At 72.3% G+C, this 14306-nt stretch carries 8 protein-coding genes and 1 pseudogene; 7 read left to right on the forward strand and 2 right to left on the reverse strand.

Annotated elements, in window-relative coordinates; translation table 11 throughout:
• The 5 genes from AWZ10_RS41180 to ligA form a co-directional block, all read left to right on the forward strand.
• A partial coding sequence (locus tag AWZ10_RS41180; protein WP_244172723.1) for a helix-turn-helix domain-containing protein occupies positions 1-1636 on the forward strand: 1636 nt, incomplete at its 5' end.
• Between the two features lie 216 nt (positions 1637-1852).
• On the forward strand, positions 1853-2395 hold the full coding sequence (locus AWZ10_RS41185; RefSeq protein WP_159058545.1) for a hypothetical protein: 543 nt from the start codon (positions 1853-1855) through the stop codon (positions 2393-2395).
• A 151-nt stretch (positions 2396-2546) separates the two neighbouring features.
• Positions 2547-3992 carry a glyceraldehyde-3-phosphate dehydrogenase gene (locus AWZ10_RS41190; RefSeq protein WP_046708001.1) on the forward strand — a complete coding sequence of 482 codons (1446 nt, stop codon included), beginning with the start codon at positions 2547-2549 and terminating at the stop codon, positions 3990-3992.
• A gap of 235 nt (positions 3993-4227) precedes the next feature.
• Positions 4228-5010 carry a DUF4253 domain-containing protein gene (locus AWZ10_RS41195; RefSeq protein WP_079104649.1) on the forward strand — a complete coding sequence of 261 codons (783 nt, stop codon included), beginning with the start codon at positions 4228-4230 and terminating at the stop codon, positions 5008-5010.
• 46 nt (positions 5011-5056) lie between these two features.
• The gene (gene ligA, locus AWZ10_RS41200; protein ID WP_060893649.1) at positions 5057-7153 is read left to right on the forward strand and encodes an NAD-dependent DNA ligase LigA; all 2097 of its coding nucleotides are present in this window, start codon (positions 5057-5059) and stop codon (positions 7151-7153) included.
• 12 nt (positions 7154-7165) lie between these two features.
• Here the strand turns inward: ligA and AWZ10_RS41205 are convergent, their stop codons facing one another.
• Both AWZ10_RS41205 and AWZ10_RS41210 read right to left on the reverse strand, forming a co-directional pair.
• A complete protein-coding gene (locus AWZ10_RS41205) occupies positions 7166-8395 on the reverse strand; it encodes a PP2C family protein-serine/threonine phosphatase (RefSeq protein ID WP_060893650.1) in 1230 nt (409 codons plus the stop codon).
• Between the two features lie 469 nt (positions 8396-8864).
• Positions 8865-10073 (reverse strand): Cmx/CmrA family chloramphenicol efflux MFS transporter, encoded by a 1209-nt coding sequence (locus tag AWZ10_RS41210; protein ID WP_240439706.1) that lies wholly within the window; start codon positions 10071-10073, stop codon positions 8865-8867.
• Positions 10074-10655: 582 nt separating this feature from the next.
• On the opposite strand from AWZ10_RS41210, the gene AWZ10_RS41215 reads away from it, so the two are divergent.
• The gene (locus tag AWZ10_RS41215) at positions 10656-11522 is read left to right on the forward strand and encodes a DUF4132 domain-containing protein (RefSeq protein ID WP_046709164.1); all 867 of its coding nucleotides are present in this window, start codon (positions 10656-10658) and stop codon (positions 11520-11522) included.
• Positions 11519-14306, forward strand: a pseudogene (locus tag AWZ10_RS41220) (DNA-binding protein); the annotation flags it as partial. The gene AWZ10_RS41215 and the pseudogene AWZ10_RS41220, both read left to right, overlap by 4 nt.

A 14306-nucleotide genomic window follows, 5' to 3' on the forward strand; every position in this document is an offset into this window, starting at 1 on the left:
GGCCGAGGCCCTCGGCGCCTGCGGCGGGCTGTGGGAGAGCAGGGACCTGCTGCACGAGGTGATCAGCCTGTCGCCGCCGGGCACCGACGACGGCGTACGGGCCTCGGCCGTCACCCTGTGCGCGGTCATGGAGCGTCACCTCGGCCGGTACGCGGAGGCCGTGGCCCTCCTGCGCCGCGAACTGGCCCGGGGCGCCGACCTCTCCCCCGCCGAGACCATCGAACTCGGCCTCGAACTGGGCTCGTCCGCGCCGCACGCCAGCGCCTACCCGGACGTACGCGACGACTTGGCCCGCACCCTGGAGCTGGCCCGGTCGCTGGGTGACGAGATCGCGCAGGCGGGGGCGCTGGCCGTCACCGCGCTCGGGGAGGCGTACGAGGGCAACACGGTGGCCGCCGCCGAGGCCGCCGACCGGGCCACCGCGCTCATCGACTCCCTCACCGACCAGGACCTCGCGGGCCTGTGCGAACCGCTGGCCCGGCTGAGCTGGGCGGAGGCGTTCCTCGAACGCTACGCCGACGCCGAACGGCATGCCGAGCGCGGCCTCGCCATAGCCCGCCGGGGCGGCCTCCTCTACGTGGTGCCGCATCTGCTGCTGTGCATGTCCCACATCCAGGTCATGACGTTGCGGCTCGGGCCGGCCCTCGAACTCGCCGAGGAGGCGGAGACGATCGCCCGGGGCATCGGCAGCGACGAGTTGCTCGCCTTCGTGCTGGCGTCCAAGGCCCAGGCGCTGATCCCCGCGCTCCCGCCCGGTGACGGCGGTGCGCTGGCCGTCGCCGAGGAAGCCGTCGCGCGGGCCGGTGCCGGCACTCGCTGGTGGGCGTCCATCGCCTGGTGCGTGCTCGGGTACGCCGCGCTCCACACCGGTGATCCGGCGCGTGCCCGCGCCGCCATGCTGCGGGCGGGCGGGGAGGACCTCGACGGCCTGCAGCCGAGCATGCGCCCCCTGTTCATGGAGATCCTCGTCACCGCCGCCGTCGCCACCGGGGACCACGACGAGGCCCGGCAGTGGGCGGACCGCGCCCGCAAGGAGGCGGAGCGGCTCGATCTCTTGGTGCAGCGGGCGTCCGCTCTGCGCAGTTCGGCGTATGCGCCGCTGGCCGACGGCGATGTGGTGGCCGCGGCCGACCTGTTCGAGCAGGCCGCCGAGGAGTCGGCCCGGAGCGGGGGCCGGCTGTGGGAGGCACAGACCCTGCTGCTGGGAGCACCCCTGACCGCGTCCGCGGGGCGTACGGCCCGTGCCCGCGCCATGTGGGAGCGCGCCCTGCGGCTGAGCACCGAGGGTGAGGCCCATCTGCTGACGGGGCTCGCGGAGGCGATACGTCCGTCCGTCTTCCTCGAACCGGAGACGGACCCGGCATCGGCCGCGGACGCGAGCGGGCAGGCTCTCTCGGGAACACCCGCGCAGGAACCTACGCCGGTGGAACTGACCGCGCTGTCCCCGCGTGAGCGCGAGATCGCCGCACTCGTCGCGGAGGGCCTGACGAGCCCCGCCATCGCCGAACGGCTCTTCCTCAGCCCCCGCACGGTCGAGACACACCTCTCCCGCATCTACCGCAAGACGGGCGTGACTTCGCGAGCCGCGCTGGCGGCTCTCCAGGTGCGGGACGAACTGCGTGACGGGGACAGATGAGCTTCGTACGGAGCGTGGTTGCGTAATCTCCCCGGCACCGCCCCCGACCGCTGTCCGGAACGATCGGTTCTGGGACCACGAGGCGGGGGACGAGTACGCGGACCGAGCAGGCTGTACCGGAGAGCCGGGCACCGGGCCGCCGCGCCACGCGGAAGGGGGTGCCGTTCACCGCTCTCGTGGTCGGCGGTGTCCTCCTCGCCACCGGACGCTTCGGCGGTGACGCCCACACCGAGGCCGAGAGCACTTCGGCCGCGTCGAAGGCCGCCGCCGTACCGGAAGCTCACGTACGGCTCTCCGACGGGTGGTGGGGACTCCTCGAAGGACCCGGACTGCTACTTCTCGATGGAACGAGCCGGGCGGACCCGGCTCCGCCACGACGGACGCGAGATCCAGGACGTCAGGGCACCCGCGAAGCTGTACGACGACGACCGCAGCCCCTGTGTCGACGCGCTGGTGACCGTGACGGCCGGCAGGCCGCTCGCCGACAAGGAGCTGCCGGAGACGATCCGGTTGCGTGACGGCAGCCTCGGCGCGAACGACCTCGTGGATTTCCGGACCGAGCGCGTGGGGACCATGCATGTGTCACGCCCGAGGGCAGCACATGTCTGCGGCCCGGACGGCACCCCGACGGCCGACCCCGACGACGTTCCCTCCCCCTCCCGCTCGGCCGAGCCCGACCCCTACGCCCCCTCCGCCCTGCCCACCGAGGACCTGGAGGACCTGGAGGATCTGCCGGTGCCCAGCCTCAGCATCGGCTGACGAACCGGCGGTGCCAGGCCGTGCGGCCGTTTCCCGCACTCGTCCGGTCCGGCTGTGACGCCCGGGACGGGGCGATGTGCACCCCCTCGGTGCATCTCCTCCGAGCGGGGTGGTTAGCATATGAGCGCCGCCTAGCTCGAAAGATAAATCTGTGACTGTCAACGAGGACTCGTTCACCAACTGGAAGAACCGCGAGGAGATCGCGGAGTCGATGATCCCGATCATCGGGAAGCTGCACCGCGAGCGGGACGTGACGGTCCTGCTGCACAGCCGCTCCTTGGTGAACAAGTCGGTGGTCAGCATCCTGAAGACCCACCGGTTCGCCCGCCAGATCGCCGGTGTGGAGCTCTCGGTCACCGACACCCTGCCGTTCCTGCAGACCCTCACCACACTCGACCTCGGCCCCTCCCAGATCGACATCGGCCTGCTCGCCGAAGCCCACCGGGCCGACGACCGGGGTCTGTCGATCGCGGAGTTCACCGCCGAGGCCGTCGCCGGCGCCACGGGTGCCAACAAGATCGAGGGCGCCGAGGGACGTGACGTCGTCCTCTACGGCTTCGGCCGCATCGGCCGTCTCGTGGCCCGCCTGCTGATCGAGAAGGCCGGCTCGGGCAACGGTCTGCGGCTGCGCGCGATCGTCGTGCGCGGGGGCGGCGAACAGGACATCGTCAAGCGCGCCTCGCTGCTGCGCCGGGACTCCATCCACGGCCAGTTCCAGGGCACGATCACGGTCGACGAGGCGGACAGCACGATCGTCGCCAACGGCAACACCATCAAGGTGATCTACGCGAACGACCCGTCCGAGGTCGACTACACCGAGTACGGCATCAAGAACGCCATCCTCATCGACAACACGGGCAAGTGGCGCGACCGCGAGGGCCTGTCGACGCACCTGCGTCCCGGCATCGACAAGGTCGTCCTGACCGCGCCGGGCAAGGGCGACGTCCCGAACATCGTGCACGGCGTCAACCACGACACGATCAAGCCGGACGAGCAGATCCTGTCCTGCGCGTCCTGCACCACCAACGCGATAGTCCCCCCGCTGAAGGCGATGGACGACGAGTTCGGTGTGCTGCGCGGTCACGTGGAGACCGTCCACTCGTTCACCAACGACCAGAACCTGCTGGACAACTACCACAAGTCGGACCGCCGGGGCCGCTCCGCGCCGCTCAACATGGTCATCACCGAGACGGGTGCCGCCTCGGCCGTCGCCAAGGCGCTGCCCGACCTGAAGGCGCCGATCACCGGCAGCTCGATCCGCGTCCCCGTCCCGGACGTCTCGATCGCGATCCTCAGCCTGCGCCTGGGCCGCGAGACCGACCGCGAGGAGGTCCTCGACTACCTCCGCAACGTCTCGCTGACCTCACCGCTCAAGCGCCAGATCGACTTCACCAACGCCCCCGACTCGGTCTCCAGCGACTTCATCGGCTCCCGCCACGCCTCGATCGTCGACGCCGGCGCAACCAAGGTCGACGGCGACAACGCGATCCTCTACCTCTGGTACGACAACGAGTTCGGCTACTCCTGCCAGGTCATCCGCGTCGTCCAGCACGTCTCCGGGGTGGAGTACCCGACGTACCCGTCTCCGGCTGTCTGATCCACCGGGCCGGGTACCGGCTGTCTGATCCACCGGGCCCTACACCCTCCCCACCATGGGCCGGAGGAGCGGATCGCTCGTCCGGCCCGCGGTGTTCCGTCCTGCCTGCGGCGTTCCGTTCCGGCCCGCGGTGGGTCGGCGCCGGGAGCCGGGTCGCGGAGGAGTCCGACCACCGCATGGGGCGGGCCCGGACGGCGTGGATCGCGATGTCGGTGGCCGGATCTACGGTTCGGCCATGCCCTTTCCCCTGCCTGACGGCCTGCCCGGCGGCCGGTTCACCGCGCGCGGACCGTCGCACATCTGGATCTCGGACGAATTCCCCCGCGCCCTTGCGGAGTTGTGGCCCCGGCTGCTGAGCGAGCACGAGGCGACGGGGCTGCTGCCGGTGCTGGTCCGGGACGACGGCATCGGCGAGCCACTGGAGCCGGGGCTGGTCGATGACATCCGGCTGGAGGACGTGCTCGCGGCGGACTTCGCCGAGTACCGGCGCCGGCGGCTCCCGCTCTGGACGGACCCGACGCCGGAGCCGGTGCCCGAGGACGTCGAGCCGTGGCCGCACGATCCCGGCCCGCCCTTCGACCGGTGGCCCGGCCCGGCGGCCGCGATGCCGGTCGCGCCCGCCGACCCGACGCCGATGGAAGTGGCCTCCGGGGCGCCGGCCCGGCTCGCCCGCACGGACTACGGGGTGCTCGACTGCAGGCTCGTGCTCGTTCCGGCCCGTCACGGCAGCGACGCTCTGGCATTGCTCGGCTGGAACTCCGGGGCGCCCCTGCCTCTGCTCTGTGCCCTGCTGCGCAGTTGGGAGGAACGGTTCGGTGCCCATGTGGTGGCGGTGCACGGCGGCACGCTGAACGTCTCCGTCGCCCGGCCACCGCGTACGGCGGAGCACGCGAACCTGCTCGCCCTGGAGCATGTGCTCTCCACGGCGGACAACATCGTCGACGACCCGCCGACCCCGTTTCCCGCGTACGCGGCCGACCTCGTGGGACGGGACCACTGGTCCTTCTGGTGGGACTAGCCTCCGAGGCGTCGTCCCGAGGGCATTGTCAGTGGTGGGAGGCAGGATGGTCCGTATGACGACATCAGTTGCAGTGATCGTGGATGCCGCCGCCTACGCTCAGGCCGTCGAGGACGCGGTGCGGGCTTCGGCCGCCTACTACACGGGCGGAACCTCGGTGTTGGACGATGACGCGTACGACCGGCTCGTGCGGGGGATCGCGGAGTGGGAGGCCGCTCATCCCGAGCAGGTGCTGCCGGACTCGCCGACCGGCAAGGTGGCCGGCGGGGCGGTCGAGGGGGACGTGCCGCACACGGTGGCGATGCTGAGCCTGGACAACGTGTTCTCCGCCGAGGAGTTCACGGCGTGGACGGCGTCGCTGGCCCGGCGGATCGGGCACGAGGTGGAGCGGTTCGGTGTGGAGCCGAAGCTCGACGGGCTGGCGGTCGCCGCCCGGTACACGCGGGGGCGGCTCACCCAGCTGATCACGCGGGGCGACGGGACGGCCGGGGAGGACGTCTCTCACGCCATCGGCACCGTCGAAGGGCTGCCGCGAGAGCTGGCCGAGCCGGTGACGGTGGAGGTGCGGGGCGAAGTCCTCATGACGAACGCCCAGTTCGAGCACGCCAACGAGGTGCGCACCGGGCACGGCGGGCAGCCGTTCGCGAACCCGCGCAACGCGGCGGCGGGCACCCTGCGCGCCAAGGAGCGGGCCTACACCGTGCCGATGACGTTCTTCGGATACGGGCTGCTGCCCCTGCCCGGTACGGACGCCGACTCCACCGCGCGGCTGGGCGAGCTGGCCCACAGCGAGCTGATGGCGCGAGCCGCCGAACTGGGGGTGAACACCACCGCGGGTACGGCCGTGCCCGGTGTCACCGCCGGCACGGTCGAGGAGGTCCTGGACCGTGTGAAGGAGATCGCCGCGCTGCGGCCGGAGCTGCCGTTCGGGATCGACGGGATCGTCGTCAAGGCCGACCTGGCCGCCGACCAGCGGGCCGCCGGGTCCGGTTCGCGCGCCCCGCGCTGGGCGATCGCCTACAAGCTGCCCGCCGTCGAGAAGATCACGCGGCTGCTGGAGGTGCAGTGGAACGTCGGCCGCACCGGGATCATCGCCCCGCGCGGTGTGCTGGAGCCCGTCGAGATCGACGGCTCCACGATCACGTACGCCACCCTCCACAACCCGGCCGACATCACCCGCCGCGACCTGCGGCTGGGCGACCACGTCATGGTGCACCGCGCCGGTGACGTCATCCCCCGTGTGGAGGCGCCCGTCGCCCATCTGCGCACGGGCGACGAACAGCCCATCGTCTTCCCCGAGGTGTGCCCCAGATGCGGCTCCGGCATCGACACCGGGGAGCAGCGCTGGCGCTGCGAGAACGGCCGCAACTGCCATCTGGTGGCGTCCCTGTCGTATGCCGTGGGCCGCGATCAGCTCGACGTCGAAGGGCTCGGCCACACCCGGGTGGTCCAGCTCGTCGAGGCGGGCCTGGTGGCCGATCTCGCCGATCTGTTCGCCCTCACCCGGGAGCAGTTCCTCGGCCTGGAGCGCATGGGCGAGACCAGCACCGACAATCTCCTCGCCGCGCTCGACACGGCCCGGGGGCGGCCGCTGTCGCGGGTGCTGTGCGCGCTGGGTGTGCGGGGCACCGGACGCTCCATGTCCCGCCGTATCGCCCGCTACTTCGCCACCATGGACAACATCCGCGCCGCGGACGCCGAGGCGATCCAGCGGGTCGAGGGCATCGGCACCGAGAAGGCCCCGTCCATCGTCGCCGAACTCGCCGAACTCGCCCCGCTCATCGACAAGCTCGCGGCGGCCGGGGTGAACATGACGGAGCCGGGCGCCACACCGCCCGCCCCGGCCGACGACGAGTCCGCCGACGCGGAGGAGGGCGCCGAGTCCGCGGGCGGGCCGCTCGCCGGGATGGCCGTGGTGGTGACGGGCGCGATGACCGGCGTACTGGAGAAGCTCAGCCGCAACCAGATGAACGAACTCGTCGAACGCGCCGGCGGACGCGCCTCCTCCAGCGTCTCCAAGAAGACCTCCCTGGTCGTCGCGGGCGAGAACGCCGGCTCCAAGCGCGCCAAGGCCGAGAGCCTCGGTATCCGGCTGGCCGACCCGGACGAGTTCGCCGCCCTCGTCGCCGACTTCCTCGACTGAGCGCCGCCCGGATCACAGCCGGATGATGACGAGGGCCGCGTCGTCGGTGGCACGCCCGTCAGGGAGGAGGTCGAGGAGGAGGGCGTCGGCGAGGGGCTCGGCGGTGGACCGGCGGTGCCGGGTCAGCGCGTCGGCGAGGCGGGCGAGGCTGTGGTCGATGTCCTCGTCACGGCGTTCGATGAGGCCGTCCGTGTAGAGGACGAGCATGTCGCCCTCGGTGAAGCCGAGGGTGGCCTCGGGGCGGGGAGTGTGTTCGGGGCGGGCGCCGAGGGGCGGATCGGTGGCCTGGTCGAGGAAGACGACCTTGCCGTCACGACACAGCAGCGCGGGTGGCAGATGGCCGGCGCTGCTATAGGTGATGGTGTGGGTGTCCCAGTCGACGCGGGTCTGCACCACGGTGGTGTTCTCGGCGCCGTCGACGGAGCGGGCGTACAGACCGAGCGCGTCCAGCGCCTGGGCGGGACCGTCCGCCACCAGGGACGCGGCGCTCAGCGCACTGCGCAGCTTGCCCATGACACAGGCGGCGGCCAGCCCGTGCCCGACCACGTCACCGACGGCGATGCCGATACGGTCGCCGCCGGACAGGTCGACGAGGTCGTACCAGTCGCCGCACACGTTCAGCGCGTCGGTCGCCGGCTGGTAGCGCACCGCCGCACGGTGGTGGCCGAGCGGGTTGGGCGCGGGAAGCATCGCCGTCTGCAGGGCGAGCGCGACCTCCCGTTCGTGGGCGTGTGCCTCGCGCAGTCGCTCGTTCACCTCCTGCAGCTCACGGGCGCGGGTGTACAGCTCGGCCTCCAGCACGCCGGCCCGGGCGCTGGGGGAGCGCTCGCGGGCCCGGATCAGCTCGGTGACCTCCTCCACCTTGTGGATCACCAGCACCACCTTCCCGTCGGGGCCGAGGATGGGCGCGTTCACCGGGCTCCAGTACCGCTCCTCCCACTCCCCCGGCCGCTGCACCGACTCCACGTCGTAGCGCTGCAGCGCCATCGCGTCCCGCTCGCCGGTCTCCACCACCCGGGTGAGGGAGGCCGCCAGGTTCCGCATGCCGTTCGCGGACGGGTCGGTGGGGTTGTCGGGGAACACGTCGAAGAGGTATCGACCGACCACCTGCTCGCGGGTGCGGCCCGACAGTCGCAGAAACTCCTCGTTCGCGTCCGCGTACACCAGCCCGGGTGTCAGCAGCGCCACCATGCCCGGCAGCGCCTGGAACACCGCCGCGTAGTCGATCTCCGTGTCCGCCATGGTCGCCGCCTCAGCGTCCGTCGCCTTCCTGTGATCCCCACCATAGGAGCCGACGGCCGCCGGAGCGCGGTCCTGTTCCAGGAAAACGAGCAGGTCACTCACGGTTGTGCGATAAAGGGCGCAGCGTCACGGGCCCGTCACCGCGCTGCGCTGCGCTGCACAGGATGTCCGGCGTGGAACCCTTGCCGTACTTGTTTCCTCGGCGGGGGCTCCGCCACTTCGCGCAGGTGGGGGCCTATGTCGACGCCCGCCTGCCGCACGTTCGCACAAGGCTCCGGCAGTTCTCCGGCGACACGGGACTCCGCAGCCGCGTCTCCTGGAGCCGCGGCCGCCGCGACCGCGGCGGGCGGCTCTCCGGCGGCGCTCTCCGGCACTCGCGTGGTCCGGCTCGACTCGACCATCGGCATCAGCCAGGTGGTGACCCGGGCCCGGCCGCGCCACACGTGCGACTGACCGGGCCCGGCCGGGGTCAGCGGTCCGTCGGGCGGACGCCGGACAGACCGCTGACGGTCACCGACCCGATCATGACCGCGACCGCTGTGGCGGCGAGGGCCGCACTGACCCATACGGCGTCCCGGTAGTCGCCGGTCGTCTCCGTCACGGCCCCGGCGAGCAACGGGCCGCAGAACGCACCGGCGTTGAGCGCGACCGTGGCGAACGACCCGCTCATGGTGGGCGCGTCGGACGCTGCGTGCATGACACGGCTGACCAGCGCCGATCCGATCCCGAACGACAGTCCGCCCTGAACGACCGCCACGATGAACATCGGCACTGTCCGACCACTGGTCGCCGCCATGACCGCCCACCCGGCCGGCAACAGCCACAGCGCGAGAAGCATGCCTCGCCGGAGGTGCACCGCGGCGGTACGTCCGGCGATGTTCACGCCGATGAAGGCGCCCGCGCCGAAGGCGGCGAGCAGCCCGGTGACGGCGGCCGCGGGGAGTCGGGTGACATCCGTGGCGATCACGGCCAGGTAGGCGAAGGTCGCGAAGGTCGCCCCGTTGACCACCGCCGCGAGGACCGACGCCGTGCGCACCGGAGGGGAGTTGAGCGTACGCAGTTCCCGGCGGACCGCGATGTCGTGGCCGTGGGCCGCGTCGGCGGGCGCCGACCGGAAGACGAGTGCCAGCGCGGGCAGGCACAGGACGGCGACCGCCCAGAAGGCCGAACGCCAGCCGGCCCACTCACCGAGCAGCGCGCCGGCGGGTACTCCGACGACACACGACAGCGTGACCCCGGACAGCAGGACGGCGGTGGCCCGGCTCCGACGGGCCGGTGCCACGAGGGTGGTCGCCGCGCTCATCGCGACCGCCAGGAAACCGGCGTTGACGATCGCGGCGACGATCCGGGTGCCGAACAGCACGGCGAAGTCGGTCGTCACCGCACCGGCGACGTGCACGACGACGAACGCGGTGAGAAAGCCGGCCAGTGCACGACGGCGTGGCCACCGTGCGCTCAGCGCGGCCATCACCGGCGCACCGACGATCATCCCGACGGCATAGGCGGACGTCAGGCTCGCGGCGGCGCCCACCGACACGGACAGATCACGGGCGATACCCGGCACGAGACCGGACAGCATGAACTCGGAGGTGCCTTGCGCAAAGACGGCAAGGCCCAGGACGTGGACGAACAGCGGCACGAAGTCGACTCCGGTGATGACGAGGGCGGGCAGGAACATCCGCGCACCGGCCGTCGAGCGGGGTCACCTGTGAAGGGACGATCCGCCGCCGACCGGCGGCTCCGTTCTGTCCGACTCGGGGCTCATCACCCCAGGAACCGTACGCATCACTTCCCCGGCCCTCAACCGGAATACGGGGTGGCGTCGGTCTTCGGGGCATGGCCGGGGACGTGATGCTCGGTGAGTTCGCCGCCTCGGAGGTCGTCGACTCAGTGGGTGACCGCACAGCCGAAGGACGAGCGCTGCCCGTTCTGCACCACGCGCGCCGATGCGGAGGGTGAGCGCGCCGGCCGTACGACATCCGGGATCGGTGACTGGCCGGTAATACGTACTCCGGTTACGTAGGTCTACGGATGCGGTGGCGTTCTCGCTTCGATTGGCTTGCCGGACGCCGGAGGGATCGTCTCGTGCTGCCTGTTCGCCGTCGGGGTTCCCGGCACGTCGAAGGGGACTTGTCGGGGGGCGCCCCGACCGATTGTCAGTGGCTGCCGCTAGCGTTCCGCACATGGTCGCACGTGGGCCGGGATCCCCCGGCTGAACTGTGCTTTCTTCATGTGGAACTGACGCGGAGGGCTGTGTTTCGTGGGTTGGCTGTCGGCGGGTGACGGGTATGAAGTCGCCCTTGTGGAGGGGCGGGTGGCGGCGCGAGCCACCTCGGGCCGGGCGGCGGGGCGGCAGTTGAAGTCGCTTCCGAAGGCTCTGAAGGACCACCCGGAGGTGGACCGGCTCCGGCGGTTCGCCGAGTGGCTGGATCGGCACGCCGCGGCGTGCGTCACACAGGTGGACGCCTGGATGGTGTCGTCACTGCCCGTACCCACCGGTCTGCTGGCCCGGGTGTGGCCGGACGAGGCCTGGCAGGCCGCGCTGCGCGACCTCGCCGTCGTCGGCGACGACCCGGACGAGGTCGGCTTCCTGCGGGGCGCCACCGACTCCGGCGAGCTGCGGATCGTGAACCTGGACGGGGAGACGGTCCGCCTCTCCCCGCGCACGGTGACCCTGCCGCACCCGGTGCTGCTGCCGGACCTCGACGACATCCGGGAGTTCGCGGCGGAGCTGGGCATCGTCCAGCGGGTGGAGCAGATACACCGGGCGACGTGGCGGCGGCCGGACGGCCTCGCCGCCAAGGCCACCCAGGTGCGGGACTTCACCGGGGGCAAGTTCCGCTCCCGTTTCGCCCTCGCGGCGCGCGCCACCTCGCTGGGCTATCGCGTCTCCGGCGGTTACTGCACCGCCCGGGTGCGGGACGGCGAGCGCACCGTCGAGGCCTCCGTGTGGATCGGGGAGCCGTACTGGGACGACGAGGTGGAGACCGGCAGCCTCACCTGGCAGGACCAGGACGGCCGTGCCCTGCCGCTGAGCGATGTGGGCCCGGTGGCCTGGTCGGAGGGGATGCGGATGGCCGCGGCGCTGTACGCCGGGCGCGTGATCGAGGAGGGCAAGGACGCATGAGCGGGGGGACGCGGGTGTCGTACGAGGAACTGCTGACGGCGGGCGGGGTGCTGCCGCCGGACACCGAGGGGGCCGGGGAGCGGGCGGTGCCGCTGACGGCGCGGACGTACCGTCATCCGGGCCTGGACGATCGGGTGGTGGTGCGGCTGGTCGCCGGGGAGCTGGGCGCGGCGGAGGACCTGGCCGCCGGTTTCCTGGGGCTGGAGCAGGACGCGGAGCCGGAGGTCGTGGGGCTGGGGCTGCGGCAGTCACTGGGCTTCCCCGAGTGGGTGCTGGTGCACCACCCGGCGGACGGGCACCACGCGCTGGGCATCGTGCCGGACCTGGAGCGGGCGGCCCGGCAGGCGAAGTCCAAGCCGAAGATGGCGATGGACGCCTACCAGGAGCTCGGCGAGCGGCTGGCGGCGTCGGTGCCGCACTTCCTGCCGACCTTCTACGAACAGGCCGGGCGGGTGTTCCTCGCGGAGGAGAACGCCACGTACGCGGCCCAGTTGTTCACCCGCGCCCGTAAGGCCGAGGCGGAGCACGGGCTGACGGTCGAGGAGGAGCGGCTCGACGCCGTGTTCCTGGAGTTCGCGCTGGCCGGGGCGCTCCCGGTGAAGGTGCTGTCGGCGTACGCGAAGGAGCTGGCCGCGCGGGTCCCGGCCGAGGAGGCGCTGCGGCGCTTCACCAAACTGTGCCTGCGTCGTACGGCGGGCGGTCTGCCGCCGTCGGCGCAGATGGCGGGCGACCTGCGCAGGCTGGCACGGGCCGCCGGCCGGGACGCGGACCTGTCCGAACAGGACTATCTGGCCGAGCTGCTGGTCCTGCCGTCCACGCTGCGCGCCGCGGCCGGCTGGTGGAAGGGCCACCGTACGGCGCTGGTGGCGCTGGCGGCGCGCGAGCCGAAGGTGCGGGGCACCCTGCTGGACACGCTCCCTTCGTCCCACGACGACGAGATGCCCGCGCTGTGGCTGGACATGCTGACGGTCTCCGGCGCCACGGCCGGGCTGTGGGACGGCTCCCTGCCCGCTGAGCAGCGGCCGCACGACGGCACGGCGGGCTGGCTGGAGCGGTTCCTGACGTTCCGGGAGCGGGCGCGGTCCTGGCGCGGCTCCACCCGGATGCCTGAGCTGTACCCGCTGGTGGAGCGGTCGGCGGACCGGTTGCGGGCCGAACTCGGCACTGCCGGGCGCGAGTTGCAGGTCACGCACGACATCGATCTGATGGATCTTCTGCTGTCCCTCGACGTTCCCGTGGCCGCCCCGCAGAAGGACGGATCGCTGCCGCTGGAGCAGTGGGCCTCGGGTGAGGGACACCGTGAGCTGCTGTCGCTGACCGCCGACTCCCGTTTCCACGACGCCTTCCGGCGCGGCGCGGACCGGTTCAGTGACGACGACTCCGGGCGGCGCGCGATCCGGGTACTGGCCGCGTCGCCGGGCGGGCGCCCGCTGCTCGCGCGGTGGGTGAGCGCAGTGGTCCGGCGGTTCACCGCCGTGGGGCTGCCCCAGCTGCCCGACGCCCTCACCCGGCTGAAGTGGCTGCCCGCGGAGGCGCTGGCGCTCGCCGAGGACGAGGTACGGGCGGCCGTCGCCACCGACCTGGCGCCGGTGCTGTCGCGGACCCTGCGCGCCGGGCTCTTCGACGAACTGGGCTGGCCCGCCTGGGAGGACGCGACCGCCACCCTCGTCCCGAAGGACGACGTCGAGGACATCATCGTCGCCGACGCCTGGCCGCATCTCGTCGTGGCGGGCGCCGCCCAGGCCCGCGTGATCGGCCCGGAGGGCACACTCCTCACCCACGACCTGCGCATCCCGGCGAACGACAAGTGGGGCGACCCGGGCTTCCACCACGTGGACGGCGAGCTGCTCGTCTACTGGCGGTCCCGCAACGACGGCCTGCGCGGGTACTGGCACACCCGCGCCGACAGCCCCCGGACCATGGAGGGCCCCGGCGGCACCCGTGGCACGGAGATGGACTGGTACAAGGCCGACCTGAGGCTCACCCTGCCCCTGCCGGGCGGCGGCCGCACCACCGGCGCGGGCGTGCTGCACGTCGGGGACACCACGATCCCCGAAGAGCGGTGGCTGGTCTTCGACGGCGCCTCGTACTGGGTGTGGCACGCGGAGGGCGAGCGGGACACGCACGGCTGGTACGAGTACGACCCGGCCACCAACAAGCGCGGACGTATGAGCATGCCCGCCTTCCTCGCCGACGCGCTGCGCGACGCCCCCGAGGGCAGCGCCTTCGACAGCGGCTGGCTCGGCCCCTCGCCGACCGTCGGCCGCGCGCCTGCCTCCGCACCCGTGGACGGCGTGGTCGGCATCCGCACGGTCGAGCTGCCCGACGGCTCCTGGCGCAGTCAGGACCTCGCGGGGCACACCGTCACCCTGCCCACCGACAGGGGCAGGCCGTCCGCGCTCGTCGTGTTCCCGGGTGACGACCGGGCCCGTGCCGTCGTCCGCCACGGCTGGCAGCTCGAAATCGTCGACACGGACGGCGTCGTCACCTCCGTCGCGAAGTCGGACCGCACCCCGGGTGTCTTCGGCGAGGGCACGCTGCTGCTGCCGCCGGTGCAGTTCTGGGAGTGCATGACCGCCCGCGACCCGGAGGGCTCCGCCGCGCTGCGGCGCATCGACGGAAAGACGTCGACGGCCCTGCTGACCGCGGCCGCCCTGGACGACAAGGGGGCGCTGCCCGACGCGATCCGCACGCTCCTGCCGGTCACGCACGACGCGCTGGTCGCCGGCATCGCCGGAGTCGTGCGCCACGCCGCCGGCCAGCAGGCCGGCCTCGACGCGGCGG

Origin of the sequence: Streptomyces europaeiscabiei (genome assembly GCF_001550375.1) — a bacterium.
GTDB classification, from domain to species: domain Bacteria; phylum Actinomycetota; class Actinomycetes; order Streptomycetales; family Streptomycetaceae; genus Streptomyces; species Streptomyces europaeiscabiei.

What these genes read in the sequence shown, in the direction of transcription:
- AWZ10_RS41195 (WP_079104649.1), top strand. Translation starts at nt 4,228, where the DNA reads ATGCCCTTTCCCCTGCCTGACGGCCTGCCCGGCGGCCGGTTCACCGCG.
- ligA (WP_060893649.1), top strand. Translation starts at nt 5,057, where the DNA reads ATGGTCCGTATGACGACATCAGTTGCAGTGATCGTGGATGCCGCCGCC.
- AWZ10_RS41205 (WP_060893650.1), bottom strand. Translation starts at nt 8,395, where the DNA reads ATGGCGGACACGGAGATCGACTACGCGGCGGTGTTCCAGGCGCTGCCG.
- AWZ10_RS41210 (WP_240439706.1), bottom strand. Translation starts at nt 10,073, where the DNA reads ATGTTCCTGCCCGCCCTCGTCATCACCGGAGTCGACTTCGTGCCGCTG.